Below are 25,749 nucleotides of genomic sequence, written 5' to 3' on the forward strand. Positions count from 1 at the left end.
AGGGGCATCCCGCCCGCGACGCTCCCCGTGGCACGATCTTTAGATCGTGCGTCCGCAAACCCGAACCCCGACACGATCTGAAGATCGTGCCACAGTTAGGTCGCGACGATGAAGGCCGGTTGCGGCGGGCAAGGGTAGGGGTGGGGGTGGAGACGATGCCGCAGGTCGGCCGATCGCTTTCTATCGCTGCTGCGGGACCGATCTCCGCCCCGCTCGTCGCCGATCGACGGTCACCGTCGATTGGTACCCGTGTCGAGCGTCGGGAATGAATATGGGTTGTGTCCCCATCCGGCCACGCCTCAGCGGACGAGTACCAGTTCCTCCGCGACCTCGACACCACGCCCGCAACCCGTCGCGGCGGCGCGGCCGACAAGCTGCGCAACCACCTCGCCCCCCAAGCAATGGCCCAGAAGAACCACGCCGTTTTCGGACTGACTGGCGCAAAGTCTGTGTCCGGCCCCACCAAACGGTTTGTTTCCGGCGCCCGCCGGATCAGCGGGTGATCGTGACCTTGTTGGACGATCCGCCGACCTGGGTCGTGACATTGCCACGGCCGCGGACGTCGGCGTGTTGCCGGACCGCGCCCGCGGCAAGCTCCGGCGCGACCTCCGCCAGCAGGCCTTGAAGCTCTTTGGCGAGGTCGGGGTCGGCCTTGAGGCGTTTGGTCAACTTGCCGCGGAGGATGTCCCAGTGCTCATCGGCGTCGGGCTCGGCTTCGGCGTCGGTGACGACGTTGGCGTCGCTGCCGGTGAAGCGGCTCTTGAGCCAGACCCAGACCCGTGCGGCCCCGCCCGCGACGGCGTCGACGGCGGCGTTGCCCGCCCGATCGGCCAGGGCTTCGGCCGCTTCGCCGGCTTCGGTCTGGAGAAGGTCGATCGTCTGCTGGGCAAGCTCGGTGGGTTCCATGGTGAGGCCTCGTCGTGATCCGTTTGAAGGTTTTGGAGTCAGTCGTCGCCCTCGTAGCCGAGCAGCTTCGCCGCCTCGGTCAACAGGGCAACATCCGGTTCGGTGCCGGCCGCTTCGGCGGCTTCCACGTAGTCCCGACACAGTGCAGCGAGCAGCGACGCGAACGCCGCAGTGTTCCTGCGGGCAAGCGGGAGGAGGCATTGCATTCCCTCGTGCAAGTCGGCCGCGGCTTCTCCGGGTCGCTCCAGTGCGACGAGTACCTGGGACTTCGCCCCGAGCGACGACGCGAGGTTTGGCGTGAAGGCGTCGGGCCGCGCTGCCGCCAGCGTCCGGCGGAGACCGACCGACTCTTCGGCAGCCTTCAACGCCTCCTCCCGACGGCCCACGTCGGACAGGCGATTAGCGAGGTTGTTGAGCGACGACGCCAGGTCCGGCGTGAAGGCGTCGGGCCGCGCTGCCGCCAGCGTCCGGTAGAGACCGACCGACTCCTCGGCAGCCTCCAACGCCTCCTCCCGACGGCCCACGTCGGACAGGAGGTTAGCGAGGTTGTTGAGCGACAACGCCAAGTCCGGCGTGAAGGCGTCGGGCCGCGCTGCCGCCAGCGTCCGGTAGAGACCGACGGCCTCCTCGGCAGCCTTCAACGCCTCCTCCCGACGGCCCACGTCGGACAGGCGATTAGCGAGGTTGTTGAGCGACGACGCCAGGTCCGGCGTGAAGGCGTCAGGATCGGAACGCACCAGCAGGCGATCAAGTTCAACCGTCTCATCCGCCGCGGCAAGGGCTTCTTCGCGCCGGCCGAGCGCGGACAGGCGGATGGCGAGATTGTTGACAGCGACCGACAAGGATCGCGTGGACCCTTCGTCCTTTGCTTGAGCTTGCCATGGTCTTAGCCGGGTAACCAGTCGCTCGTTCACACTTGCCGCCGCGTCGCGGAGGCTGAGGGTCTGTTTGGCGTGCTGGTCGAGCAGTTGTTGAATTGAGAAGAGGAGGCCGATGTTGCCGGCGTCCGCGTGCTCGACCAGGCCCGCCAGCCATCGAAGGGCCGTTTCGGGGGCGACGCCGTGCTTGGACGCCTCTTCGATGCCGATGAAATTCTGGGCGATGCGGATGATGGCCGCGACGACGGCCTCCTCGTGGCCTTCGAGGACGCGGAGGACTGTGGCGGAGCCATCCGCCTGAGCGTTGCGTGACGCGAGAACATGGAGAACGAGGGCTTCGCCGATTAGGTCAGGCAGGACCGGGGCGGTGCCGCCGTCGGGGCGCGGCAGGGCCAGGGCGGCTTGGTCGGCGAGGGCTGCAGGCCCATTCGGGTGCGTTCGTCGCAGGGCATCGCACTCCCGCTCAACGACGGCGACGGCTTCTTGACGTGAAAGGCCTCCTGCGAGCGTGGAGCACGCCGCCATGTGGCCGAGAAAAGAGGCAGTGGAGCCGAGAGGGCCATCGTCGGCGTAACGGGCGACTCGGGCGAGCTCGCGCTTAGCGAGTTCGAGCGCCAAGTCAGGCCGACTCATCGCCAGCGTGTCGAGAAGCGGAAGCTGCCTGGCGGTCGCGAGCAACGCGGCCATCATCAGCGGCAGCGGCTCGGACCAGCCGGGGCGGGCCAGGCGCTCGGTAAAGGTCGCGTCGTCCGGCGGTGGCAGAACCGGGGCGGTGACTCGGAGCAAGTCGGCCGCGGCGGTGGCGGTCTGTTCCAGGATGGACCGCTGGGCAGCCGTGCCTTCGAGCCGTTCGAGTTGCAGCGGCTCAAGGGGGCGGAACAGGTCGGCTGCGGGCGTGTCTGATGACGAAAACGAACGGAGCGTCTGGAGCCAACCGCCGTCGGTCTCTGCCTCACGCTCGATCAGGATCAAGCGGAGCGGCGGGAGGTCCCGTCTCGGATGATCGGCGAGGTCGGTGACCCACGTCCGCAGCGGATCGAGTGCCGCAGCCGCGTAGTCGACGACGACGAGTGTGGGTCGTTGCCAGCCCCACGTCGATAGGCTCTGCTGGTGGACGAATCGCTGCATCTCCCGGCCTTTGACGAAACCGGCGTGCCAAGCGTCTTGCTCTTCGCCCGCCGGCAGCGACGCGATGAGGTCGAGGGCCAGACGCGTCTTGCCCGAGCCGGCTCGGCCGCTGATGGTCCGAATGGCGATCGGGCAGTCGTCGTGCAGCCACTGCTTCAGATCGGCCATGACGCTGTCACGTCCGACCAGATCAATCGTCCGTCGGTACGCCTCGAGCAGTTGCAACTCGGTCGCGGGCGGAGCCGATCTGCCTGCTTGGTACGTTGTCAGGTGCAGGCTCGGGACGCCCGGAACGACCGTGTTGCCGTCGCCGTGGATCTGGACGACGACGTTGTCGTGCCCGACCACGCGGCTTGCCTGAATGTTTCGATCGGTGGTCCCCGCCACGGCGGAATGGTAGAAGCACCTACACGCGATGCAAAATGAATCGCAAGGCAATCGGAACGGAAATCGGGATTGCCAAGCTGGGTGGGCGGACGCCAGGGCGACCGCAGTGCGGATCGGCCCGTTCAGCCGAGTCAGCCGTCGGATCGGGTCGACTACGACGACGTAGCCCCGTCACCTTCAAGCTCCCGCTACCGCCGGATACGCCCGACACGAACGACACCCGCACCACCTCTGATACCCCGACGAAGATCGCGGCGTGAGTGAAGCAGAAGTTGTTAGGGCCTAGGGGTTAGGTCGGAGGCCGAGGCAACCAGCTCCGGCTGGGCCCTAACCGCTAACAGCTAATCGCTTCTCTACTAGGCTCTAAGCTCTAACAACTAGCAACTCGCACGGCGGCGTGGCTTTTGGGCCCGCCGCCGTTTGCATGCGCGGGTCGTGAAGCTTTGAAAACGTCGACTTTGAATGGGGGTGTTGGTATCCTTCGGCTAACGCCATGGGTGGTGCACGCACGAGTGTTCGAGCCGGATTGTCGCGATTGGCGACGGAGGTGTGCGTCGTGGCTGCGATGGCGTTTGTGCTGGTGCCGGCGATGACGGCTGGGCACCATGCGGTGGCTCACGCGGCCAAGGTGGGGGAAGTGGAGGAGGTGGGGAAGGTGGGGACGTCGCGGGGGCATCACGACTGTTCAGGGCATCATGGGGTGCCGCACAAGCACGCCCCTGCCGAGCCCACGCGGTCGGACGAGTCGGGCGAGTGCCAGACGTGTTCGCTGCTGGCCGTGTTGACGCAGTCGGCCGGGCCGGCGCCGGTCGCGGCGTTGCCAGCGGAGCCGGTGTTGGCGGCGGGCGAGGTCGAAGTGCTGGTCGCGGCACTGCTCGCGTTTGATCCGAACGAGTTGCCCGGATCGCCACGTGCGCCGCCGGTAGTTTAATGCGTTGAAGCCAGGGCGAAGCGGTGTCGCGTGGATGCGGACTGCCCGGCCCTGGCTGCCGTGGTCGCTGCGTGTCGCAAGGACCCTTCTGATCCATCTAGATCGAACAGGCACGCCGTCCCTCGGAATTGCGTGCCCGCGTCGGGCGGCCGGCTCTCCGTCGAGAACGGCCAGCCGTCAAGCATCCCGCCGAAGGCGAGGCCAGGTGCACCGTGCATCGCGGTGTTCCCTCGCGAATGAGCTCGCGTGTCGCCCGTCTCGGCCCTTCGCAACGTCTCTCTTCCACTCTTCCGGAGTCACAGAAGTGCATCAACGACATAAACCCCTGCTTGTCGCCGGCCTTGGGTCGGCACTCATCGCGAGCACTGCTTCGGCGGTGCCGCTGCTTGCCAGTGGGCAGGTGCTCATTCCCGGCGATCCGAGCATTCCGCCCGGCCAGCCGGGGCACGACGACACGCGCGAGAACTACATCTTCGAAATCGACTCGGAGACCGGCATCGCTACGCCGATCAGCCCCGTCACGACCGGACTGCCCGCGGGTCTCGGTGCGACGCAGAGCACGCTCTACGGCTGGCAGAGCAACACGCTTCAGGTCGTCGATCCGTTTGCCGGCACCACCACGCCGGCCGGCCCGTCGACGCCGTTCAGTGCGACGGCGTTCGACGTCTCTGCTGGCGGCGTCGGCTTTGGCATGACGATCGGCGACGACCAGCTCTTCAGCGTCGACCTCGCGACCGGCAATGCGTCGGCCGTCGGTTCGGCTGGCCTGGTCAACGACGCCCTGGAGCTCGCTGGCGAGGTCGATCCGGACGCGTTCATCATCTCGCTCGGCAGTGTCGGCGACTTGCTCTACGGCATCGATCTCTCGACCGACTCGCTGATCGAGATCGACCCGGCCGACGGCTCGGCCGACGTGATCGGTGCGCTCGGCAGCGTCGACCTGGTCGGCAACGGCATCTTCAGCGGTTACGCCGGGCTGACGGGTGTCGATGAAAACGCCGACGGCGAGTTCGACGCGTTGTTCGGCGTCGTGAACTTCATCAACCCGGCTGGTCCGGAGGGCACGGTCCGCCTCGGCGGCATCGCCCGCTTCGACCTGACCGACGCCTCGTGGGACCTCGTCGGCCTGAACGAGCAGGTCATCTTCTTCGGTCTGGCCTCCGCCCCGATTCCGGAGCCCACGTCGATGGCACTACTCGGACTGGCCAGTGCGGCATTGCTTCGCCGACGACGCGTTTAGCGCTTATCCTCTGACCTGCTGCGGCACGACCGCCGTGGCAGGTCTTTTGGCCACCCCTCCATGACTCAATTCGGCTTGTCCATCTTTCAGCGAACCTCGTGGACCGACCTGCTTGGCGCAGGAGCGTCGATGCTGTGTGCCGCGCACTGCCTTGCGACGCCGTTCGTGCTGCTCGCGCTGCCCACATGGGGCGCGACGTACACGCACCCGGCGATGCACTGGCTGCTGACTGGCATTGCGGTGCCGCTGGGGCTGTGGGCGATGTTCCGTGGCTACTTGAGGCACCGTCGGTTCTTCGTGCCGCCGTTGATGCTGGCAGGACTCGTACTGGTCGTCGTCGCAACGGCCCAGCCGGCGCTGGCTAGCCCGGCAGAGGAGCCTGTCATCTCTGAGGCCACCCCGACCACGCAGCCTGCTGTGACGAGCAGCTGTGCGGCGTGCTGTCCGGCTCCGGTCGTCGTCGTGGACGAAAACGACGAGGTGACCATCGAAGAGCCCGCGGGCAGGCCTTGGCCGTTTTACGCGATGGTGGGTGGCGGGCTGCTGCTGGTCTTCGGTCACGGCTTCAACCTGGTGCCGTGTCGTGCACCGTGCTGTGCTCATCGCCGTGCCGGAGGTGATGTGTGAGCGACTCGGCGAAGAGGCTCATCCCGCTGCCACCGCCGAAGTGGCGGCTGCCCATCGCGCTCATAGCGGCCGCCGTGGTCGCGTTGGTCTGCGGCATCTTCGTTCACGCGAACGGCTACGTCTGGCTGGCGGCGACGCTGGTCGTGCTCGTCGTCGGAGCCGTCTGGCCGTGGGTCGCTCTCAAGACCGCGTCGGCGACGGTTACCTTTGCTGCGGAACGTGGGCGCGAAGGCGACACGGCCGACGCACGGCTGCACGTCCGAAGCCGACTGCCCTGGAAGTCGATCGGCTTCCGGCTCGATGGCGAGGCCGATCTCGCTCGCGAGGTCTCCGTCGGCACGAACGATGTTCGCTGGACGCCCTCGCGATTCGGCCCGGTCGGCGACCGACTGACGCTCACCTGCGATCGGCCGTTCGGCCTGTGGACGGCGCGACGATCGGTCGACGTCCCTCGGTCGATGCTCGTCTGGCCGCGCACGCACAAGGTCGGCCAGGTCCCTGACTGCGCCGGCCCGTCGGACGGCACCCACGGCGGACGCCGCGTCGGCATCGGTGGCGAGTTCTGCGGCGTGCGAGACTTCCGCGCCGGCGACCGGCTTCGCCTGGTTCATTGGGCCCAGACCGCACGCCAAGACCGACTCATGGTCCGCGAAACGCTCGCCGACGCGACGCCGAAGGTGCGCGTCGGGCTGTTGCTCGGGCAAGACAGTCACGTCGACTCTGCTGCGTTCGATCGTGCCGTCCGCGATGCGGCGTCCAAAGTCGAGGGCTGGACGCGTGCGGGCTCTGTTGTCGAGTTGGTGCTCGCCGAGCGGCGTATCGCCTGTCCTCCGAATGCCGTGCCGCGAATGGCGCTCGACGTGTTGGCGGCGTTGCGATACGACGATCTGCCCCAGGTTGCGGAACGTGTTTCGGTCGACGTCTTGGCATCCGCAACGAGCCGCGACCGTGAGGGAGCGGAGTCGGCGGAGCCGACATCAGTCGACGCACGAGACATCGCGTTCCGCGATTCCCCTTCTTCACGGTCGCGGCTCGTTGCGGAGTCAACCCTTGGATCGCGAGGTGCCCATGCCGCGTGACGTGCTTGTTTGGCTCGCACTCGCCGTCGCGGTCATCGCGGTCGGACTTGCCGACTACGTCCTGGCGTCGTCGGTCGTGCTGGTCGTTGCGGCGGTGCTCGTCCGACTCGGCCTGACGCGGTTCGCCAAGCCGGTTAGCGCGACGGCGTGGGAGCGCATCGTCGCGGTCGTCGTGGTCGCCGGTCTCGGCTGGCGATTCGTCCAGGGCATGCCGCCGACCGAGTGGCTTGTCGTCGAGGGCATGCGGAACGCAGCGCTCGCCATGCTCGCTGTGCCGACATCTCGGAAGATCGGGCCGATCGCGATGGGCCTTGGCCTCGGGCTCGTCTTGGCGTGCAGCCTGCTCGGCGAGGGTGCGGGCGTTCTGGCGATGGCCGTGCTGTACGCGGTGCTCGGGGCGATCTGGCTGTCGCAGCGCGAACGCGAGTCGACGGCGACGCCGTGGGGCGCGGTCGCGGCAGTGGCGATCGTCGCTGGGACGGTCGGCCTGTTCGTCCACGGCAGCGTCCGTCTCGACGGCCTGTTCGCCGGGCTCGTCAACAGCTCCGGCGGTGACGGCGACGGGCACGAGCTGGCGCGATCTGGCATCGGTGACGGGCCAGACCAGATCGCCGGACCGACGGGCGACGCCGGCTTCGACCAGTCCGACTTCTTCTGCGAAACCGACGGACAGTGCCTCTATGATGCGTTCGTCGAAAACTACGGCCAGCCAACGGTCACGTCGCGCGTCGATCGCACCCAATGGCTCCGCCTGACCGAAGACCAGATCGGCGAGCACCGCGAGCAGGACCTCCGTGCCGGACGCTCGGAAGACAGTCCGCCACGCCGGTTCTCGCTGCGACGGGATCGTCCTTCCCGCGAGGCTTCGCCCGAGGCCGTGCTGTGGGTCGAGGCGGATCGCGATCAGTTTCCGATCCGTCTGCCGATCCTCGCGTTCGACCACTACGAGCCGGGCGAAGGCCACTGGCACGAGGAGGCGGATGAGGAGGTCATGCGGGCGATGGACCACGCCGACGAGGACGGCTTCTTCCACCCCGTCGATCAGCCCGTCGGCAAGGTCTTCGGCCAAGAGCGTGAGGTGACGATTCGCACCGGCACGTACGACGCAAACATCCTGCCGCTGCCGAACGCGATGACCATGTTCCGCATGGGCCGGGTGACCAAGGCGGACGTGTTTGCCAGCGCCGCCGAGCCGATGCTGCGGATCAACCGGACCAGCGTCCCGCCCGGCAGCGTCTTCCGCGTCGGCTATCGACCACCCGTCCTCGATCAACTCGCAGCCGAGCCTCTGGCCCACGGCCAGGCCGACGACACGCATCACGAGATCGCCGCGTCGCTCGCACAGCAATGGGCCGGCCACTTGCCACGCGGCTGGCAGCAGATCGACGCCGTTGTCTCTCGACTTCGCGACCACGCGGTGTTTGAGCAATCAGCAACACTTCGAGCGTTTGAGGCAGCACACGATCACGTGCACGCCTGCCCGGTCGAGACCTTCCTGCACGACACGCGTCGTGGCGATGCGCACCTCTTCGCCTCGTCGACTGTCCTCATGCTCCGGAGCCTCGGCTACGACGCACGCCTCGCGGGCGGCTACTACATCGCGGCCGACGACCTCGACCATGCCACCGGGCAAGCCGCGATCACGCGTGCACATGCCCACATCTGGCCGCAGGTCAGGCTCGAGCTCGAAGCCGGCTACGCGAGCAGCCGCGTCGATCACCAGCAGGGCATGGCCCGCGGCGGACAGTGGATCGACCTCGAACCGACGCCAGGCTTCTCCGTCGCCGACGGTGCCCCGACGTTCGCTCAACAGGCAACGATGACGTGGTCGTCGCTCGTCGCCTGGGCCGGCCGCGAATGGCCGACGCTGCTGATCGTCGGCGTTGCCGGCGCGGGCATCATCGTGCTTCGGCATCGCATCGCCGATGTCGTCGACGTCCTCGTCTGGCGCATCCGGCCGACGGGCGATGACCGGACCTTCGTCATCCGAACCCTCGGCCTGCTCGATCGCCGCGCACGCCGACGCGGCAGCCCACGGCCGGTCCACCAGTCGCACTCCTCGTGGCTCGACTCGCCCGACTTGTCACCGGTTGCCGATTGGGCGATGTTCTCGCCGACCGAGGCCGCGCCGCCGTCGCACGGCGTCGACCTGTTTCGCCGAGTCGGGTTCAAAGCCCACGCCCGCTGATCCGACAACGCTCTCTTGCCGATGACGCATCCGCCACCCGAACCTGTCCAGTCCGTCGACACGGCTGCGCGCGTCACGGCGGTCCGCGATCGATTGACGAGCGCGTTGCTCGGCAAGGAAGACGTCGTCGATCACGTGCTCGCTTGCCTGCTCGCCCGGGCACACGTGCTGGTTGAAGACGTCCCCGGCCTTGGGAAGACGACGCTCGCCAAGGCTCTTGCCTCGGCCGTCGGCGGCACGTTCGGCAGGCTTCAGTGCACGCCCGACCTCTTGCCCGGCGACGTGACGGGCTTCAGCGTCTTCAACCAGAAGAACCGCGAGTTCGAGTTCCTGCCCGGGCCGGCGTTTTCGGACGTGCTGCTCGTCGACGAGATCAACCGCGCCACCCCGCGGACGCAGTCGGCCCTGCTTGAGGCGATGGCCGAGGGACAGGTGACGGCCGACAACGTTCGCCGCGATCTGTCGCCGACATTCTTTGTCATTGCGACGCAGAACCCCGTCGAACACGCCGGTACGTACCCGCTGCCCGAGGCGCAGCTTGACCGCTTCGGCATGAAGCTCAGTGTCGGCTATCCGTCCGACGACCACGCGATGGCGATGCTCGCTGGAGCCGTCGGTGGGGAACGATCGAAGCTCGATCAGACGCCAATCCTTCACGACGACGAACTGCTCGGCCTGCAGCAGCACGTCTCGTCCATCGCCTGTGAAGAGCCGGTACGACGCTACCTCGTTCGCCTCGCGACAGCGACGCGTGATCACCCGCGTGTGACGCTCGGATTGAGCCCGCGCGGGTTACTTGTCTGGCAGCGACTCGCCCAGGCGAAAGCAACGCTCGTCGGCCGCGACTTCGTCACCGTTGACGACGTCCAACACGTCGCCCGCCCGTGCCTGCTCGTGCGACTCGGCGTCGCCGACGGCGACGCGGCACCGATCGTCGACGACCTGCTGACAAGCGTCGCGGTCTGACCACCTCGATCGGCCGGCGCATTTCCGCCTTCACGCTGATCGCACCTGCACTCCCGAATCTGATCACCTCATGATGGTTGCCGGCACCTTTGTCCTTCGACTCGGCGAAGCCGTCATCGCGGCGGTGCCGGACCTGCTGGTCGGCGTGCTTCTGGCAGGCGTGCTCCGGCACGTCGTCGGCGACGTGCGGCTACAACGCTGGTTCGCCAAGCCGTGGACGACGGCTCTGACCGCCATCGCTTGGCCGGTCGGTGCGGCTGGGATCTTGCCGATCGCGGTCGTGCTGCATCGTGCCGGTGTCCGTCCGGCGGCGGTGGTGGCGACGCTGTTTGTCGGCGGTGCAGTCGGGCCGTTGTCGATCGCATATCTGATGGAACGGGCGTCGCCTTTGGCCGCTCTTGTGCTGGTCGCAATGCTCTTTGCGATTGCCGTCCTGCTGTTTGCCGTCGTTGCGAGAGTCGAGGGGCCAACGACGGTGACCGGCGATGACGCTCCAGGTTTTCCGCCGGCGCTGGGCGAGGCCCGTCCGCTGCTGCGCGCGACGTGGTTGCCGCTGCTCATCGGGATCTTTGTGTTCGCGGGCGTGGCGTCGTTCCTGCCTGGCAGCTTCGTCGGCTACGTGATGGTCGAGCCATCGGCTGTCCACGCTGTGTCCGGCGTTGGCATGCCGCTCGTCTCGTTCTACCCGCAGAACGTCGCCGCCCTCTTCAGCGGCGAAGCGGCCGCCGGCGTCTATCGCGGGGCCGCCCTCGTGATGCTCGTCGGGGGCGGCGTGACGGTCGGCAGCGTCGTTCTGCTGTTCATGCTCGTCGGACGAAAAATTGCAACCGTGTCTCTCGCGACGGGGATCGTGCTGGTGCTGATCGCGTTCTTCGCCCTGCAGTTCGCGCCACCGCTGGTACCGGCGATCGACGAGGACTCCCACGCGTTCGACAGACTCTCGCAACCGCACAAACTGCTCGTCGGCGACGCGGGGTTTGTCGAGAGCATCCTGATGCTCTGGGGACGCGCCCTGTCGGTCGGCAAAATCGTCGCCGCCGGCGTGTTGGTGTTGCTGATCGTGCTGCCGCGGATGGCGTCGCCGCGGAGCAAGCTCGCACCCGCGTGGATGCTCCGAACGCTCGGCATCGTCGGCGTTGTGACGTGGGTCGGCCTGACGCTCTACGTCTACTTCCCGGCGCCGGCGGTCGCACTCGTTCAGATGCGGCACCCCGAAGGCGACCTCTCGTCAGCCCTCGGCCAGGGCGACGTCGAACAGGCACATGTCGCGCTCGATCGGATCGACCGACTCGCCACCCGCGGCCGGACTGGCGCGCTGCTTCGCCTCGACACGTCAGCCGCCGAAGAGCTCGCCGCAGTCAACGAGGCCGTCGCGTCGACGCGTACGAGTCTGCCGCCGACGCCCGAATATCGGGACGCGGTAGACGTCTTTGTGGCAGCACGCGACGCCCGCAACTGAGCGTGTCGCTCAACCGCCGCGCCCGCCTCGACGACGGCGGCCGGTCTTGGGCTTCCAAACCTTCGACGGCTCGTCGTCCGCCTTGGCCGGCAGCATCTTGCCGTCTCCGCCTTGCGTGACGAGCGATGGTGCACCCTTCAGCTCGTTCACCTTGTCGCGCAGCTGTGCAGCCCGCTCGAACTCGAGGTTTTGCGCGGCCTGAAGCATTTCGTCTTCGAGCAAGCTGATGAGCTGTTCCCGGCCGAGGTCGTCGCCTTCGATCTTTTCCTTGACGGCTTCGCGAACCGTCTTGCGGGCCTTGACCTCGCTCTCGATCGACTGCCGCAGGGCCTTCTTGATCGTCTTGGGCGTGATGCCGTTGGCCTCGTTGTACGCGACCTGCTTCGCACGGCGGCGGTCCGTCTCGTCCATCGCCGCCTGCATCGCCGGCGTCGTCGTGTCGGCGTAGAGAATCACCTTCGCGTCCGCGTTCCGGGCAGCCCGGCCGATGGTCTGGACGAGCGACGTCTCACTCCGCAAAAAGCCCGCTTTGTCCGCGTCGAGGATCGCGACGAGCGACACCTCAGGCAGGTCGAGGCCTTCACGCAGCAGGTTGATGCCGACGAGGCAGTCGAACTCGCCCTTGCGGAGGTCGTTGAGGATCTCGACGCGCTCGATCGTCTGGATCTCACTGTGCAGGTACCGCGTCCGCACGTCGTTCTCAGCCATGTAACCCGACAGATCCTCTGCCAGGCGTTTGGTGAGACACGTGACGAGCACGCGATCGCCTCGCTCGACGCGCTCCTTGACCGCCGCGAGCAGGTGCGGCACCTGGCCTCGCGCGGGATGGACCTCCACGACGGGATCGAGCAGCCCCGTCGGCCGAATGACCTGCTCGGCGACGACGCCTTCGGTCCGTTCGAGCTCTTCCGGGCCGGGCGTCGCCGAGACGTAGACGATCTGCCCGAGGAGGTCCTGCATCTCCTCGTACTTCAGTGGCCGGTTGTCGAGTACCGACGGCAGGCGGAAGCCGTGATCGACGAGGGTGACCTTGCGTTGCCGATCGCCGTTGTACATCGCCTTGAGCTGCGGCAATGTCACGTGGCTTTCGTCGATGATCGTGACGAAATCGTCGGGGAAATAGTCGAGCAGTGTGTAGGGCCGATCGCCCGGCTTTCGGCCGTCGAGGTGTCGGCTGTAGTTTTCGATGCCGTTGCAGACGCCGGTCTCGACCATCTGCTCGAGGTCATACTTCGTGCGTGCGAGGAGGCGTTGCGCTTCGAGCAGCTTGGCTTCGCTGCGGAGGTGCATGACCTGCTGGTCGAGTTCTTCGCGAATGCTCTCGACGGCCGAGTGCATCTTCTCCTCCGGCATGACGTAGTGGACGGCCGGGTAGATGAAGACCTGATCGTGCCGGCCCAGCTCCTCGCCGGTGAGGGCGTCGACGCTGGTGATGTCAGTGATCTCGTCGCCGAAGAACTCGATGCGATACGCGAACTCTTCGTACGAAGGGAAGAGCTCGACGACGTCGCCGCGGGCGCGGAAGGTGCCGCGTTTGAAGTCGAGATCGTTCCGGCTGTACTGCAGTTCGATGAGCCGCTTGAGCAGATCGTCCCGCTCCATCTCGCGGCCGGCGCGGATGCTGGCGACGGACTGCTTGTAGATGTCCGGCGAGCCCAGGCCGAAAATGCACGAGACGCTTGCGACGATGATGACGTCGTTCCGCGTCGACAGGTTGCTCGTCGCGGCAAGACGCAGCCGGTCGAGGTCGTCGTTTCGGCCTGCGTCTTTTTCGATGTAGATGTCCCGCTGCGGGATGTAGGCCTCGGGCTGGTAGTAGTCGTAGTAGCTGACGAAGTAGCCGACCGCGTTGTGCGGGAAGAGCTCCTTCATCTCCTCGTACAGCTGGGCGGCAAGGGTCTTGTTGTGGCTGATGACCAAGGCCGGCTTGCCGACGCGGGCGATGGTGTTGGCCATCGTGAAGGTCTTGCCGGTGCCGGTTGCGCCCAGCAGCGTCTGATACTTCTGCCCGTCGACGAGCCCTTTAGCCAGCTGGTCGATTGCCTGCGGCTGGTCGCCCGCCGGGTCGAAATCGCTGACGACCTTGAACGCGTTGTCGGCGACGTACGCGTCCTCGGCCGACTCGCGGGCGGCGTCGAGCGGGTGATGCCCTTCTTCGTTCACCCCGCCGACGGCTGCGAAACGACTGGCGAACTCCGGCATCCTGCACGTTAGAGCGGAAACGCCTGACCGGTTTTGCGACACGCGACATCAGCCGTAGGTTGGGTCGATGCCGACGGCGCTGCTCAGGCACCTGTGCCGACCCGACAAGCTGCCCGTCATCCTGACCGTCGTCGTCGTGTTGGCGTTTCTGGCGTACCGATCGCTCCCGGCGCTGTGCTCCTCGACCATCTACGACAACGACGCGTCGCAGCATGTTTACTGGGCTCAGCAGGCGTGGGACGCCGACCTGTTGAGCCACGACGACATCGCCCGCTTCTACGCAAGCGACGCGATGTCGCCGGTCGGCTGGCGCTGGATCATTCAAACCCTCGCGTTCACAGGTGAGATCCAGCTCGTCTCCGAGTTGGCGATGGTGCTCCTGATCCTCGCGACGTGTCTCGCCGTCTTCGCCGCGTCACACGCGATCAGCGGCACACGGATGTCAGGCTTCGTGGGCGCCACCGTCTGGCTGTTCCTCGAGTATCGACACGAAAACGCCTTCGGTACCGGTCTGCTGCAACGCCACTTCGCCGTGCTGTTTCTGGCGGGCGGGCTTCACGGGCTGGCGTCGCGCAGGCTCTGGATCACCGGGCTCGCAGCCGTGGGTGCCGCACTCGTCTACCCGATCACGCTCGCCGTCCTCGGCCTGACCGGTATCGCGTTCGAGCTTCGCCAACTCATCGCAGCACGACGTCTGCCGCGCGGGTTCTTCGTCGCGCTGCCGATCGGCCTCTTCGCACTCGTGCCACTGGCGATGCGCGACGTGCCCGAGCAGTACGGCGATCGCTTGACCGTCGCCGAGTCGCGCATCCTGCCCAACTTCCAGGCCGACGGCCGGCAGACCTACTGGTCGCCCGACACGCTCGACATGATGCTCGACAGCGGCCGGGCCGGCATCGGGCACGGCTGGGCCGACGTGTTGACAGGTGGCCTCGCCCTCGTCGTTCTCGGCCTCGTCACCCGCACGCGTCCGCCGTTGCTCCCGACGCTGCTGGCCGTCGTCAGCCTTGGAACGTGGCTCCTCGCCTTTCTCTTCCCGTTCGTCCTCTACCTGCCGAATCGCCACGCGGCCGTGCCGTTACCGCTGGCACTCGGACTAGTGGCGGGCGCGATGCTGCCGACGATCGCCGCCACCGTTCAACTCCGCCTGCCCGAGCCGCGCCGCAAGCTGGCGGCGGGTGGCCTCTGCGTCGTGTTCGCCGTCGTTGTGATCGACATGCTCGTCAAGGCCGGCGAGCGTCTCGAAGACGCCCTGTTCGACGACGACCCCGGCGCAGCCATCGTCGAGCACCTGCGTTCCATGCCGCCCGACACACTCATCGCCGGCCATCTCAAAGACGTCGACGGCCTGCCGCTCGAGACCGGCCGGGCCGCACTCATCACGTACGAGACCTTCAGCGGCTGGTACCCCAAGCACCACGTCGAGGTCGACCTGCCACGCACCCACGACGTTTATCGCGCTTATTTCGCGACCGACTGGTCCGACGTCGACCGCCTCCACGACATCTACGGCGTCGACGCTTTCTACTGGACCGACCGCCACGTCAATCCCCCCAAGGCCAACGGCAAACGCCCCCCGTCGCGCGACGAGCCGCTGGGCACGATCGAAGACCACTACCGACAACCCGCCGCCACCCTCGTCCTCGCCGACCCGCCCGAAGACCGTGTTCTGGCGAGAGACGAGCGCGGTGTTCTTGTCCGCGTCGGCGAGGCGAGCGACTAGCTGTTAGCTGTTAGCGCCTAGGCCGGAATGATGGCGTCTGTCTCCGACCTAGGCCCTAGTCGCTAACAGCTAATCGCTTCTCTGCGTCCTTTGCCCGCAACGGCCACCGCCGGTACCGTCACTCGTTGCATGCCGGACGTGGATGACACTCCCGCCCCCACTCCGGCACCCGACTCGATCGATCGCATCGGCCGGCTGTTCCACACCGTCTTCCCGATCCTCATCGCCATCGGCGCGACCGCGTCCACGGCCTACTGGAAGCTCGCCAACGCGCTCATCTCGCCCTTCAACTACGACGGCGATGCGGTGCAGCACGGCTTCTGGGCACAGCGGTCGTGGGGCGCGACGCTGCTCGAACACGACGTCTTTGCCCAGTTCTACGCCAGCGACGCGATGGCCCCGCCCGGCTACCGCTGGCTGATGCTCCTGCTCGGATCGCTCGGCGACATCCAGCTCATGGGCGAGCTGGCGATGATCGGCCTCATCGGCATCACCGCCGTCGTTCTCTTCCTGCTCGGCTGGCGTGCGTCCGGCTCACTCTGGGGCGGGGCCGTGCTGGTCGCGTTCCTCATGTGGTTCGCGATTCAGAACGAGCGGCCCTTCGGGTCGATCATCCTGCAGCGACACTTCGCGCTCGTCCTCCTGGCGGCCGGGCTCTACGGGCTGGTCAGCCGTCGCGTCTGGATCGTCGGGCTCGCCATCCTCGGCTCGTCCCTCTTCTACCCGATCACGCTCGCCGTCCTCGGCATGACGGCCTTCGTGCACGAAGGCATTCGGCTCGCCGTCGACCGCAAGCTTCCACGCGGCTGGTGGATCGCATTACTCCTCGGGCTGGCCGCCGTCGGCGTGCTGGCGTCGCGCGACATCCCCGACGAGTACGGCCCACGCGTCACCGCCGAGCAGGCCCGCACTATGCCGATCTTCCAGGACGGCGGCCGCAGCCAGTACTGGGTCGCGAACGAACGCGACTTCCTCTACCACCACCACCGCACCGGCCTCGGCCACGACCCTGCCGAACTCTGCAAGGCCGCCCTCGTGCTGCTGCCGTTCGTGCTACTCGCGTGGCGATCCTCGTCGCCTGCCGCGTGGATCATGCTCGTCGTGAGCGTCTCGCTCTGGGGCATCGCCCACCTCGTGCCGTTCCACCTCTACCTGCCGAACCGCCACGTCCGCGTGCCCCTGCCGCTGGCCTACGCGACGCTCTTCGCCTCCATGGCCCCCGCAGCCGTCGCACGGTTGAACGATTTTGCCCGACGACGGCTTCCGTCGAATCGAGGCCAACTCCCATGGCGAATTGCCACGGCCGTCGTCGTGCCGATCGCCCTGTCGTTCTACGCCGGCGAGCAGTTTCGCCCCGACGTGATCGAGCGTCGCAAGGAGGTCCGCCGGGTCCTGAAGCGTCCGCCCGAGCCGCCGCGTGTCGTCGAGGAGTACCTGCGCAACACCGCGCCTGACTTCCTCGTCGCCGGACACCCTGAAGAGATCCAGCACATCTCGCTGACCACCGGCCGGCCGACGCTGGTCAACCGCGAGACGCTCGTTCCCTACTACCTCGGCTTCTACGAGAGCGTCGCCCGCCCCCGCGCGAAGGACGCCCTCGACGCGTATCACGCCGGCGACTGGCCCACCTTCGACAGCATCCTCTCCGCCCACGCCGTCGACGCCTTCTACTTGGTCCACCACCCGCCTCAACCCCGGCGAAAGCCCCTGGAAGAACCCCTCGCCACGATGACGGAGGCCGCCATTGCCCGCCTCGGCGAGCTCGTGCCCGTCACAGTCGACCCACCCGCCGACCGCATCCTCGCCCACGACCCCCACCGCCACATCACCCTAATCCGCGTTGGCGGCGCTACGAGCGCAGCGGTGTCATCGGCTCCACCGGCTGATTGAGGGGTCCAGGCGGGTAGCGACGTGTCACAAAAGAACGCCAACACAGCGGCCGCCTCCGTCTCCGTCTGGCTCGCCGCGGGCGGTAAAGCATGCGACTGATTTCGGTACGCCCTAGCGGTATCGGCGTAGCAGGACAAGTCCGCCAATCGCGCCGGCGGCAATGGCGGTCGGTTCGGGAATGGGGGCGACCGTCACCTGGTAAGCGGTCAGCTCACCTGCGTCTGCAAACGGACGCAAGTCGAAGCGGTACTCACCCGCGGGCAACACGCCGTCGGGAGCAAACAGCGCGCTGTCGCCGGTACCGATCCCATCATACAGAATGCCCGGAAGGAACTGCGCTCTGCCGAGTTGCAGGCCGCCAAGCGTGGGAGCGAGACCGATCGCATCCAACCCATCCGAACTGCCCGCGAACGAGTCGACGATCAGGCGAAACGGGATCGGCGAGTTGAAGAAGATGGAGTCGCGGTTGTCCACGCCGACCATCGAGCCGGTGATCACTGCCCCATCAATATCGAGCGTCCCGAGATCACCCGGGCCGGAACTTCCCGACACCGAAGGCAGATCGCCTGAGATTGTTTCATCGAAGGTCAACGGTGCGGCACTGGATAAAGCCGCAACGACTAACGCTGACGCGAAGGAGAAAACCGGGAGGCTGGTCGTGAGTTTTCGCATGATCAAAGTGGTTTTGTTGGAAAGAGGACGAAGGGGACCGTTGGGACGGCTCTCTCGCGCGAACGACGGCATCCCCACCAACTCCTGCACGATCGGGTTGTGGGCCTTTCACGAGACCCTGATTTTCTCACAACTCGGCCACTCAACCCGCACGATCGAGGTCCCGCGGACCCGATCAGCTTGGGCTGCGGTGGTCCGGATGGAAGGCGACAGGCGGCTAGCGTCGGCGTCGAAGCAGGAGGAGTCCCCCGACGGCACCGGCGGCGAGTGAAGTCGGCTCCGGGACCACGGTGATCGTCGCACGGACTGCAGTCTCGTCGGCGCTGCGGTCGCCGTTGGAGAAGACGATGAAGTCGATCGTGTCATCCAACGCGACCGACGTCTGGATGTTGAAGCTGCCGTCCGCCTCAGAAAGCCGTCTGGTGTCCCCGTCGCTACCGGTGGGGTCGTTCCCGTTCGCCGTGAAGAGTTGGGCGCCATTCTGGAGGACGAAGACGCTCACGCTATTGAACGGCGAAAGGAGATTGCGAAAGCTCCCGGTGATCGTCGCCTGACTTCCGTTCGTCAGGTCGGCCGAGGTGATGGTCCGGCGGGCAATCACGTACCGCCCACCTGCACTCGCAGACGGGTGAAAGAGCAAATCGACGCCCTCGACTGGAGAGTTGGCGTCGCCGTCACTGAACAGTTCGAACTGGGCCCCGTCATTCCGATCGCCCAGGATTGCTGCAAGGTTGAATGGGAAATCACTGCTTCCAGCGAAGCCGCGGTTGCCGCCGTTGCCGACAAGGATGTTTGGTGTGAGCGACAGTTCGGTCCCTCCGCTCAGCGCGTTGGATTCGAAGTACGACCAACCGGCCGCCGTACCGCCCGTCGTGGGACCAGCCCAGTCTCCACCGAGGTCAGCAACCGTCGCCGCCCCGGACTGGGCTGCAAACATCAACGAGCCGGCGATCAGTGCGATTCCAGTGCGTTTAGTGTATGGCATGGGTCTTCTCCTGTGGATGCTGAAGGGACAGCGCGGTGCGAACGCGCGCGGTGGACGGCCGTCCACGACCTCCTTCTGCGCCGGATAAGGGCCGGTCTTTCACTAAATCGAGGCGTCGCGCGTTTTTTTCTCCTCGGCATGGACAGAACAAGCCCCGAGCACGGGGAAAACCGCTCATCCGCGCGACGTGCTGGAGTTTGGCCTTGCCCGCCACGCGGACTTCGCGACTTCGGGGACGCAAGTTCGTCTATCGCCGCCTGCGTAGCAGAATCAGTCCGCCCAAGACGCCAGCGGCGAAGCTGGTCGGCTCGGGGACCGCAACAAACGTCTGAAACCCGACGTCATCATCGTCTCTGACGAAGGTGTAGGGCTCGCTCAGAACGCGGGACGCGAGGCCGCCGCCGCCTCAGGCTACGAGGTTGTCGAAATCGAACCCGAAACAGGCGCCCTCGTCGGTGCCCGCGTAAGACAACTCGAAAGCGAGCACGTCGCCTGGGGCCACTGAGATACCCAGACTGCTTACGTCGAAGACGGAGAAGACCACGTTGCTGAAGTCCAACGGCGGTACCTGACTCGGTGGCACCGAGATGTTGCCGAGATTCTGCGCGATGTCAGGGATGCCGCCACTGTCGACCCCAAGGAAGGTGATGACCAAGTCGCCGGTCGTCAGCAGATTGCTCTGCTGCACCTGAACGCCCAGCTGTGCCAATGTGCCCCCGAGGCCGACGGTAAATGTCTGTGCGTTGCTCTGCGAGGCGATGATGGACCCGCCGCCGGTCGCTCCGTCGGCAAAGGCGTCGTAGGACTGATCAAGTAGGATCGTGCCGGCCCATGCCGGGGTCGATACAAGCGTTACCGCGAGTGTGACGACGGTGGGATGCGGTTTCATGGCCCGGTTCTTTCTCCTGGTAGCTTTGTTAGGAACGTTCGGTTGCCCGCCGGGAACTGGACCTCGACGCCGAGCGGTGAGGTCCGGTCTGCGGCCCGCCTTTGTCGGCCTGGTCGGCAGGCTGGCGCAGATGACACCTCGTCCGTTCACGGCGGTCGGCAGTGCCGGATCTTTCAGGAAGTGTGGCTTCACTGTTTTGGTTTGCACAATCGCGGATCGCCCACGCGTCGAATTGACGCGAGATCGTCTACCGCCGTCTGCGGAGCAGCAGCATGCCGAATCCGGCGAATGCGAGCGACGTCGGCTCCGGTACCACGACGTAGGTGCCGATGACGGTGTCGAATGTCGCGTTGAATCCGAGAACGACGTCCCCAGTCTGTCCAAGCGGCGGCAGGGCGCCAAGGGGCTGCTGGCTGAGGTTGAACAGGCCTTGCCCCGTGAATGCGGGTTCGTTTGTCGAGAACTCAATTGTGGTGTCAGGCCCACCGAAAAGGTTGAATAGACCGTTGCTCGCATCGACGAACTGCACGCCGAGTTGGATCTGTGATACGCCAACCGCAAGGTCGCCGGATACTCTGGATTCGTTCGCGGCTACTGTCCCCGTGCCGAGTAGCCCGACGAGACTCACGCCGTCGGAGAAACTCAAGCCCGTGGCGTCGACTGCTGAGAAAGCGCTCGTGCTCTGGATGGACACCATTCCAGGGTCGGAGACGTCGACGGTCAGTACGACGCTGGCATCCGCATGTCGGCTGACAGCGAGAAGAATCAGGGCAACCAGGGTGGCGAAAGAGCGCAATCGCATTTTCAAGTCCGTCTCTTGTGTGTGCGGCGTGACCGTTGTGGTCGCGCGTGATAGTTCTTTCATGGAATCTGAGTTTCACGTCCGGGCATAGCGAGCAGAAGAGAGTCGCTCGCCCTCGTCGACACGTAGGTCAACGTCGGCGACGCAGAAGCGTCAGCCCGCCGAGTCCGAGCAACGTGAGGCTCGAAGGCTCAGGGATCGTCACGAGGATGATGGCGTCGGAGTCGTCGGTGAAGTCGACGTCGAGCGCGATGAAGCGGCCCGCACCGCCGGACGGGCGGAGGTCGAAGCCGTCGATCGTGCGGAAGTCGCCCGGCAAGACCTCGAACAATTCGCCCTCGGCCAGGATCAGGTCGATCGCACCCGTCGCGGTGTCGCCGAAGAACAGCCCTTCGCGTTCGGCAAATCCCGCCTCGTCAAACTCGGCGGCGAACGCGAAGGTCCCGTCGTCGTTGAATATCAGTTCGCTGCCCGCGGGGTCCTGGAAGGTCTTGTTGGGGTCGCCGGGGACCGTGTCGCCCTCGCGCATCACGAGCGAGAGGCTGCCTGACGTGTCAAGCAGGAAGAGGCCCTCGTTGTTCGCCTCGGTGACCGCACCGGTCTGTTCCACAGAGCCGTCGAATAGGACCTGGCCACTAGCGTTGACGACTGGCGAGGAGAAACGGCTGAACACGTTGCCGCCGAACTCCGGCGTCGCGACGGTCGAGTTCTCCAGCGCGATCGCGGTGATCGTCCCGAACGGGTCGGCCTTGAAGAGGCCGTCGTCACCGCCGCTCACGCCGGCGTCGAACACGACCGTGCCGTCGGCTCCGATGATGGGGTCACGAAAGTCGTTGGCGAACGTGGCGTTGCCCGGCAGCGGGGCCGGATCGCCTGCCTCGGCCAAAAGCTCGAACCCGGTGTTCGGGTCGTAGCGGTAGAGCGTGTCGTCGAAGAAAAAGTCGCCGCTCGCGTCCTCGGTCCCGGCGACGAAGGCGATCTGATTGGCGTTGTTGAGCGACGGCGTATCGATTAGGCGGAAGATCTCGTTGTTGGTGCCCGGGGCCGGGTCGTCCTCGATCGCCAGGACCGTGACCGTCCCGTCCGGGGCGATCGTCAGCAGCGAGTTGTCGCCTCCGCCGCGTGCCGGGATCAGCTGCGGCGCGAGGGCGAGCGTGCCGCTGTCGTTGATGGGGGCGAGGGCAATGCCGCTGTCAAAATTGAAGGTCTTACTCGTGCCCGTGATCGCGTCGCCCTGGCTGAGTAGCAGGGTGGTGCCGCCCGGCCCGACGGTGTAGTGCCCGCGCGTGACGTTGGGGTCGCTGCCGCCGGAGAAGTTGGCATAAAACTACACCGTGCTCGAGTTGTTCACCGAGGGCAGGCCGAAGAACGGCACGAAGACGCCCCCGCCGGTGCCGGGCGCGGTCTCGCCGGTCACGGCGATAGTCTGAAAGGTCACCGGCGCGGCGGCTGCGGTCACGGCGGCGGTCGCCAGGACAATCGGGGTGGCAAGCAGGATCTTCATAATCTCTCCGTTAGTCTTGAGGCGGGCTCGGTCGAGAGCGATGTTGGGACGTGTCGCTGATGGTCGGGCTTGGCACGCGGAAGAACCGCCGTTCACGCCGCGCAATCGAGACGCCGCCGGCACACGCAGCCGGTCTCTCCATTTCGGTCGCGCGGGGCTGTTACCACGTGAGTGCCCGCCAACCGCACCCTGCGTTGATCACGGCCGGGTCTTTCACCAAAGTCGGAATTTTGCGCGGATTTTTTTCGAAGTGCTGGACGGCTTTGGCCGCCGATCAGATGCTTTGAGGCTGGCGACCGTCTCATGTACCCGAAATGCCCGCTACGACACGCTTGAGCCTGATATCGCGAATCGGTTCGCCCGGGGACACCCAGGCGTGGACCGAGTTCGTGCAGCTCTACGGGCCGCTCGTTTACAGCATCGCGCGGCGACGTGGCCTGCAAGATGCCGACGCGTGCGACCTCGTTCAGGATGTCATGCGGGAAGTCTCCCGCTCGGTCACGCGGTTCGAGCCCGACCCCGAACTCGGACGGTTCCGCGGCTGGCTCGGTGTCATTGTCAGGCGAATGCTCTCACGCTTCTTCGAACGAAGTCGACGACAAGTCGTCGGCACGGGCGGAACCACAAACCACCTCGTCATTTCGGGTGCGCCCGGCGAGGACGAGGAAGACGCGTGGGACCAAGAGCACCGCCAGCACATGTTTCGCTGGGCGGCAGGTCGGGTACATTGCGAGTTCACCGAGACGACGTGGCGGGCCTTTTGGCTGACAGCGGTTGACGGCGTGTCGGCTAAGCGCGCAGCCGAGGAGTGCGGTCTTTCGGTCGGTGCGATCTACATCGCCAAAAGTCGCGTGCTGAACCGACTGCGACAGATGCTCGATCAGGTAGACGATCCTCTTCTCGCATGACCGCCTCGACCTGTCCGTCTGACGAAGTTTTGAACCGCGCGATTGCACTGGGCGACGCGGGCGGCGGCGACCCGTGGCTCGAAGCGCACATCGAGTCGTGCACCGCGTGTCAGGCGCGGCTCGAACAGCTGACGCGGAACGTCGATTCGGACGACTCGCTCAGTCGAGCTTTGTCCGTGGCATCCCCATCGTCCGTGCGGCTGATCGAGACGATTGATGAAATCTCGACCCGCGGTATGTCTGCCGATGGCGGCCGGATGGACCTGCGGTACGAAGACCTGAAACGATGGATCCAGTCGTCGGAGCCGGGTGGTCAGGAGACGCTCGACGGCTTCACGCTGCTCGAGTGTGTCGGCCGCGGCGGGATGGGTGTGGTGTTTCAAGCTGTCGACCCGGGGAACGACCGGGTGGTCGCGCTCAAGGCGATGCTGCCAGACCTGGCGCGCGACCCGCGGGCGAGGGATCGCTTTCTCCGCGAAGCCAAGGCGATGGCCGCTGTTGTTCACCCGAACGTGGTGGCGTTGCACGCGGTGAGGGAAGTCGACGGACTGCCGTACCTCGTGATGGAGCACGTCGAAGGAGCGTCACTGGAAGACCGGTTGTGGGACGACACGCCCATGGAGGCTGATGAGATCGTGCGGATCGGCACGGCCGTCGCATCGGCGATGGAGGCGTGCCACGCCAAAGGTGTCATCCACCGGGACATCAAGCCGAGCAACGTGCTGATCTGCGCGGCAGACGGCGCGGTCAAAATCACCGACTTCGGGCTTGCCGCGGTCGCGAGCACGCCGGCGCTCACCCACCACGGATACCTTTCGGGCACACCCGATTACGTGGCGCCCGAGCGACTGACGATCGGCACCGAAGCGGACGAGCGGAGCGACCTGTTCAGCCTCGGCTGCTTGCTGTACACGATGGCCACCGGAAAGGCCCCTTTCGGAGGGGACACGCCGCTCATCACGCTCCACCGGATTGCCTCGGAGCAGCCCCCACTCGTGGGCGCGTTGAATCCGTCAATCCCGCCACAGCTCGAACGGGCGATCGCCGCGTTGATGGCCAAGAAGCCCGAAGACCGCCCGGCGTCGGCGATCGAGGCTCGAGCCATGCTGCTCGACGAAGGGGCCGACACTCGGGCCAAGCCGGGGCCGATGCGGATCGTGGCTGCGTCCCTTGCTGCAGCGGCAATCCTCGCATTGGCGGGCTTGCTGTTCAGCGTCCTTCGCCCGGGACTGACGCCAGGCGAGGTGCCGATGGCGCCGGGCGAGGTGCTGTCGACACCAGTGATGACTGCCCCGGTCGACAGAATCGTCGTCACGACTGCGGCGGAGTTGGAGACGGCGATCGCGACGGCTCCGAGTGACTCGTGGATCGAAATCGACACGGACGCCACGCTCCTCGTGCCGCCGCTCTTCGTGGCCAGGCGGTCGCTCACGCTGGCCGCCGCCGAGGGACGTAGCCCGACCATCCGCCTGCGCGATTCGGACGACGACGCCGCACCTGAATACCTGCTCCGCCTCTTTTACGGGTCCCTTCGCCTTGTGGGTCTTCGGTTTCAGGACGCGTTCGACATGGACGACCAACTCAGTCGGGTCGGCGGTCACCATTCCGTGGCGGAGCAGTTCGTGCTGGTTCATCTGGTCGACGCCGACCTCGACGCCGAGGACTGTCGATTCGAGACGACGACCCTCGGGTCCGGGCTGAGATTCGACCCTGGCAACGATGCGTCGTTGGTAAACTGCGACGTCCTCGCCCCCAACGGCACCGCTGTCAGTTGGAACGCGATCGAAGGCGACGGCATCGACTTTGACGGTGGCCTCCTTGTCGGGCGTGTCGGGATGCAAGCGGTCGTCGACGGAACCGCCGACATGATCTGGGATGGCGTCACCGTCGTTGCGGACGAATCCGTTCTTGACTTTGAGCCTCAAAGCGGACGACTGAACGCGATCGTTCGGGACAGCATTTTGCAGTCCGAAGAAGCACTTGTGACTGCCACGCTCGAAGCACCATCGCTCAACAGCTTCAAACGAGTGATCGGTTGGGATGGCGAGCGGAATCGCGGGATGAGCAATGCCGTCTACTTCGCTGATCGCGGCTATGCACCAACCTGGTCGCGGGAAGTCGGCACATGGGCGCTAGGGACGACCGATTCAACGTTCGGCAAGCCGCTGTTCCGCCTGCCGCACGACGAACTCGTTGCGGCAATCGTCCGGGGCGAGTCGATTGGCGGGCTTCTGTTGCCGGTCGATTAACCTCGGCCACCAGCAGCGAAGGCACGCGGATACTCAGTCGCCAGCGTCATCGGCCGACCGCGGTTTCGGTCCCCTTCGAGACGACACAGGAGACGCCCGTGCGCCTGGCTGCGTGAGAGCAGAAGCTGCTTGCAGA

General features: G+C 66.1%; 21 protein-coding genes. 12 read left to right on the forward strand and 9 right to left on the reverse strand.

Features of this window, described 5'->3' with window-relative positions; genetic code table 11:
- Positions 1–278 precede the first annotated feature (278 nt).
- Complete coding sequence (locus tag AAGI46_01215; protein MEM1010820.1) at positions 279–503, forward strand: hypothetical protein; 225 nt, start codon at positions 279–281, stop codon at positions 501–503.
- On the opposite strand, the gene AAGI46_01220 is transcribed toward AAGI46_01215, so the two are convergent.
- Together AAGI46_01220 and AAGI46_01225 are read right to left on the reverse strand one after the other, a co-directional pair.
- Positions 493–906: a hypothetical protein gene (locus tag AAGI46_01220; protein ID MEM1010821.1), complete on the reverse strand. Its 414-nt coding sequence runs from the start codon at positions 904–906 to the stop codon at positions 493–495. The genes AAGI46_01215 and AAGI46_01220 overlap by 11 nt on opposite strands.
- Positions 907–944: 38 nt before the next feature.
- Complete coding sequence (locus AAGI46_01225) at positions 945–3,299, reverse strand: tetratricopeptide repeat protein (GenBank protein MEM1010822.1); 2,355 nt, start codon at positions 3,297–3,299, stop codon at positions 945–947.
- Positions 3,300–3,792: 493 nt separating this feature from the next.
- Here AAGI46_01225 and AAGI46_01230 point away from each other — a divergent pair, with 493 nt between their 5' ends.
- From AAGI46_01230 to AAGI46_01260, 7 genes are all read left to right on the forward strand, one after another.
- Positions 3,793–4,230, forward strand: coding sequence for a hypothetical protein (locus AAGI46_01230; GenBank protein MEM1010823.1), 438 nt, complete (start codon positions 3,793–3,795; stop codon positions 4,228–4,230).
- Between the two features lie 376 nt (positions 4,231–4,606).
- Complete coding sequence (locus AAGI46_01235; protein MEM1010824.1) at positions 4,607–5,470, forward strand: PEP-CTERM sorting domain-containing protein; 864 nt, start codon at positions 4,607–4,609, stop codon at positions 5,468–5,470.
- 60 nt (positions 5,471–5,530) lie between these two features.
- Positions 5,531–6,097, forward strand: coding sequence for a MerC domain-containing protein (locus tag AAGI46_01240; GenBank protein MEM1010825.1), 567 nt, complete (start codon positions 5,531–5,533; stop codon positions 6,095–6,097).
- Positions 6,094–7,176, forward strand: a complete 1,083-nt coding sequence (locus AAGI46_01245; protein MEM1010826.1) for a DUF58 domain-containing protein — start codon at positions 6,094–6,096, stop codon at positions 7,174–7,176. The genes AAGI46_01240 and AAGI46_01245 overlap by 4 nt, the downstream gene beginning before the upstream one ends.
- Positions 7,166–9,364: a transglutaminase domain-containing protein gene (locus AAGI46_01250; protein ID MEM1010827.1), complete on the forward strand. Its 2,199-nt coding sequence runs from the start codon at positions 7,166–7,168 to the stop codon at positions 9,362–9,364. Before AAGI46_01245 ends, AAGI46_01250 begins: the two co-directional genes overlap by 11 nt.
- Positions 9,365–9,385: 21 nt before the next feature.
- Positions 9,386–10,330 (forward strand): AAA family ATPase, encoded by a 945-nt coding sequence (locus tag AAGI46_01255; protein ID MEM1010828.1) that lies wholly within the window; start codon positions 9,386–9,388, stop codon positions 10,328–10,330.
- Between the two features lie 70 nt (positions 10,331–10,400).
- A complete protein-coding gene (locus AAGI46_01260) occupies positions 10,401–11,789 on the forward strand; it encodes a hypothetical protein (GenBank protein MEM1010829.1) in 1,389 nt (462 codons plus the stop codon).
- 9 nt (positions 11,790–11,798) lie between these two features.
- Here the strand turns inward: AAGI46_01260 and uvrB are convergent, their stop codons facing one another.
- Complete coding sequence (gene uvrB / locus AAGI46_01265; protein MEM1010830.1) at positions 11,799–13,991, reverse strand: excinuclease ABC subunit UvrB; 2,193 nt, start codon at positions 13,989–13,991, stop codon at positions 11,799–11,801.
- 67 nt (positions 13,992–14,058) lie between these two features.
- Between uvrB and AAGI46_01270 the strand changes: the two genes are divergently transcribed.
- Both AAGI46_01270 and AAGI46_01275 read left to right on the forward strand, forming a co-directional pair.
- Positions 14,059–15,714: a hypothetical protein gene (locus tag AAGI46_01270; GenBank protein ID MEM1010831.1), complete on the forward strand. Its 1,656-nt coding sequence runs from the start codon at positions 14,059–14,061 to the stop codon at positions 15,712–15,714.
- A gap of 129 nt (positions 15,715–15,843) precedes the next feature.
- The gene (locus tag AAGI46_01275; protein ID MEM1010832.1) at positions 15,844–17,604 is read left to right on the forward strand and encodes a hypothetical protein; all 1,761 of its coding nucleotides are present in this window, start codon (positions 15,844–15,846) and stop codon (positions 17,602–17,604) included.
- Between the two features lie 111 nt (positions 17,605–17,715).
- Here the strand turns inward: AAGI46_01275 and AAGI46_01280 are convergent, their stop codons facing one another.
- From AAGI46_01280 to AAGI46_01305, 6 genes are all read right to left on the reverse strand, one after another.
- On the reverse strand, positions 17,716–18,276 hold the full coding sequence (locus AAGI46_01280; protein ID MEM1010833.1) for a hypothetical protein: 561 nt from the start codon (positions 18,274–18,276) through the stop codon (positions 17,716–17,718).
- 217 nt (positions 18,277–18,493) lie between these two features.
- The gene (locus AAGI46_01285) at positions 18,494–19,261 is read right to left on the reverse strand and encodes a hypothetical protein (GenBank protein MEM1010834.1); all 768 of its coding nucleotides are present in this window, start codon (positions 19,259–19,261) and stop codon (positions 18,494–18,496) included.
- Between the two features lie 406 nt (positions 19,262–19,667).
- The gene (locus tag AAGI46_01290) at positions 19,668–20,150 is read right to left on the reverse strand and encodes a hypothetical protein (protein MEM1010835.1); all 483 of its coding nucleotides are present in this window, start codon (positions 20,148–20,150) and stop codon (positions 19,668–19,670) included.
- Between the two features lie 247 nt (positions 20,151–20,397).
- Positions 20,398–20,952, reverse strand: coding sequence for a hypothetical protein (locus AAGI46_01295; protein MEM1010836.1), 555 nt, complete (start codon positions 20,950–20,952; stop codon positions 20,398–20,400).
- A gap of 130 nt (positions 20,953–21,082) precedes the next feature.
- Complete coding sequence (locus AAGI46_01300; GenBank protein ID MEM1010837.1) at positions 21,083–22,201, reverse strand: choice-of-anchor tandem repeat NxxGxxAF-containing protein; 1,119 nt, start codon at positions 22,199–22,201, stop codon at positions 21,083–21,085.
- Positions 22,202–22,279: 78 nt separating this feature from the next.
- Positions 22,280–22,456, reverse strand: coding sequence for a hypothetical protein (locus tag AAGI46_01305; protein MEM1010838.1), 177 nt, complete (start codon positions 22,454–22,456; stop codon positions 22,280–22,282).
- A 314-nt stretch (positions 22,457–22,770) separates the two neighbouring features.
- Between AAGI46_01305 and AAGI46_01310 the strand changes: the two genes are divergently transcribed.
- Entirely contained in the window at positions 22,771–23,364 is a 594-nt protein-coding gene (locus AAGI46_01310; protein MEM1010839.1) for a sigma-70 family RNA polymerase sigma factor, read from the forward strand.
- On the forward strand, positions 23,361–25,613 hold the full coding sequence (locus tag AAGI46_01315) for a serine/threonine-protein kinase (GenBank protein ID MEM1010840.1): 2,253 nt from the start codon (positions 23,361–23,363) through the stop codon (positions 25,611–25,613). The genes AAGI46_01310 and AAGI46_01315 overlap by 4 nt, the downstream gene beginning before the upstream one ends.
- Positions 25,614–25,749 lie beyond the last annotated feature (136 nt).

Source organism: Planctomycetota bacterium, assembly GCA_038746835.1.
GTDB lineage: Bacteria > Planctomycetota > Phycisphaerae > Tepidisphaerales > Tepidisphaeraceae > JBCDKH01.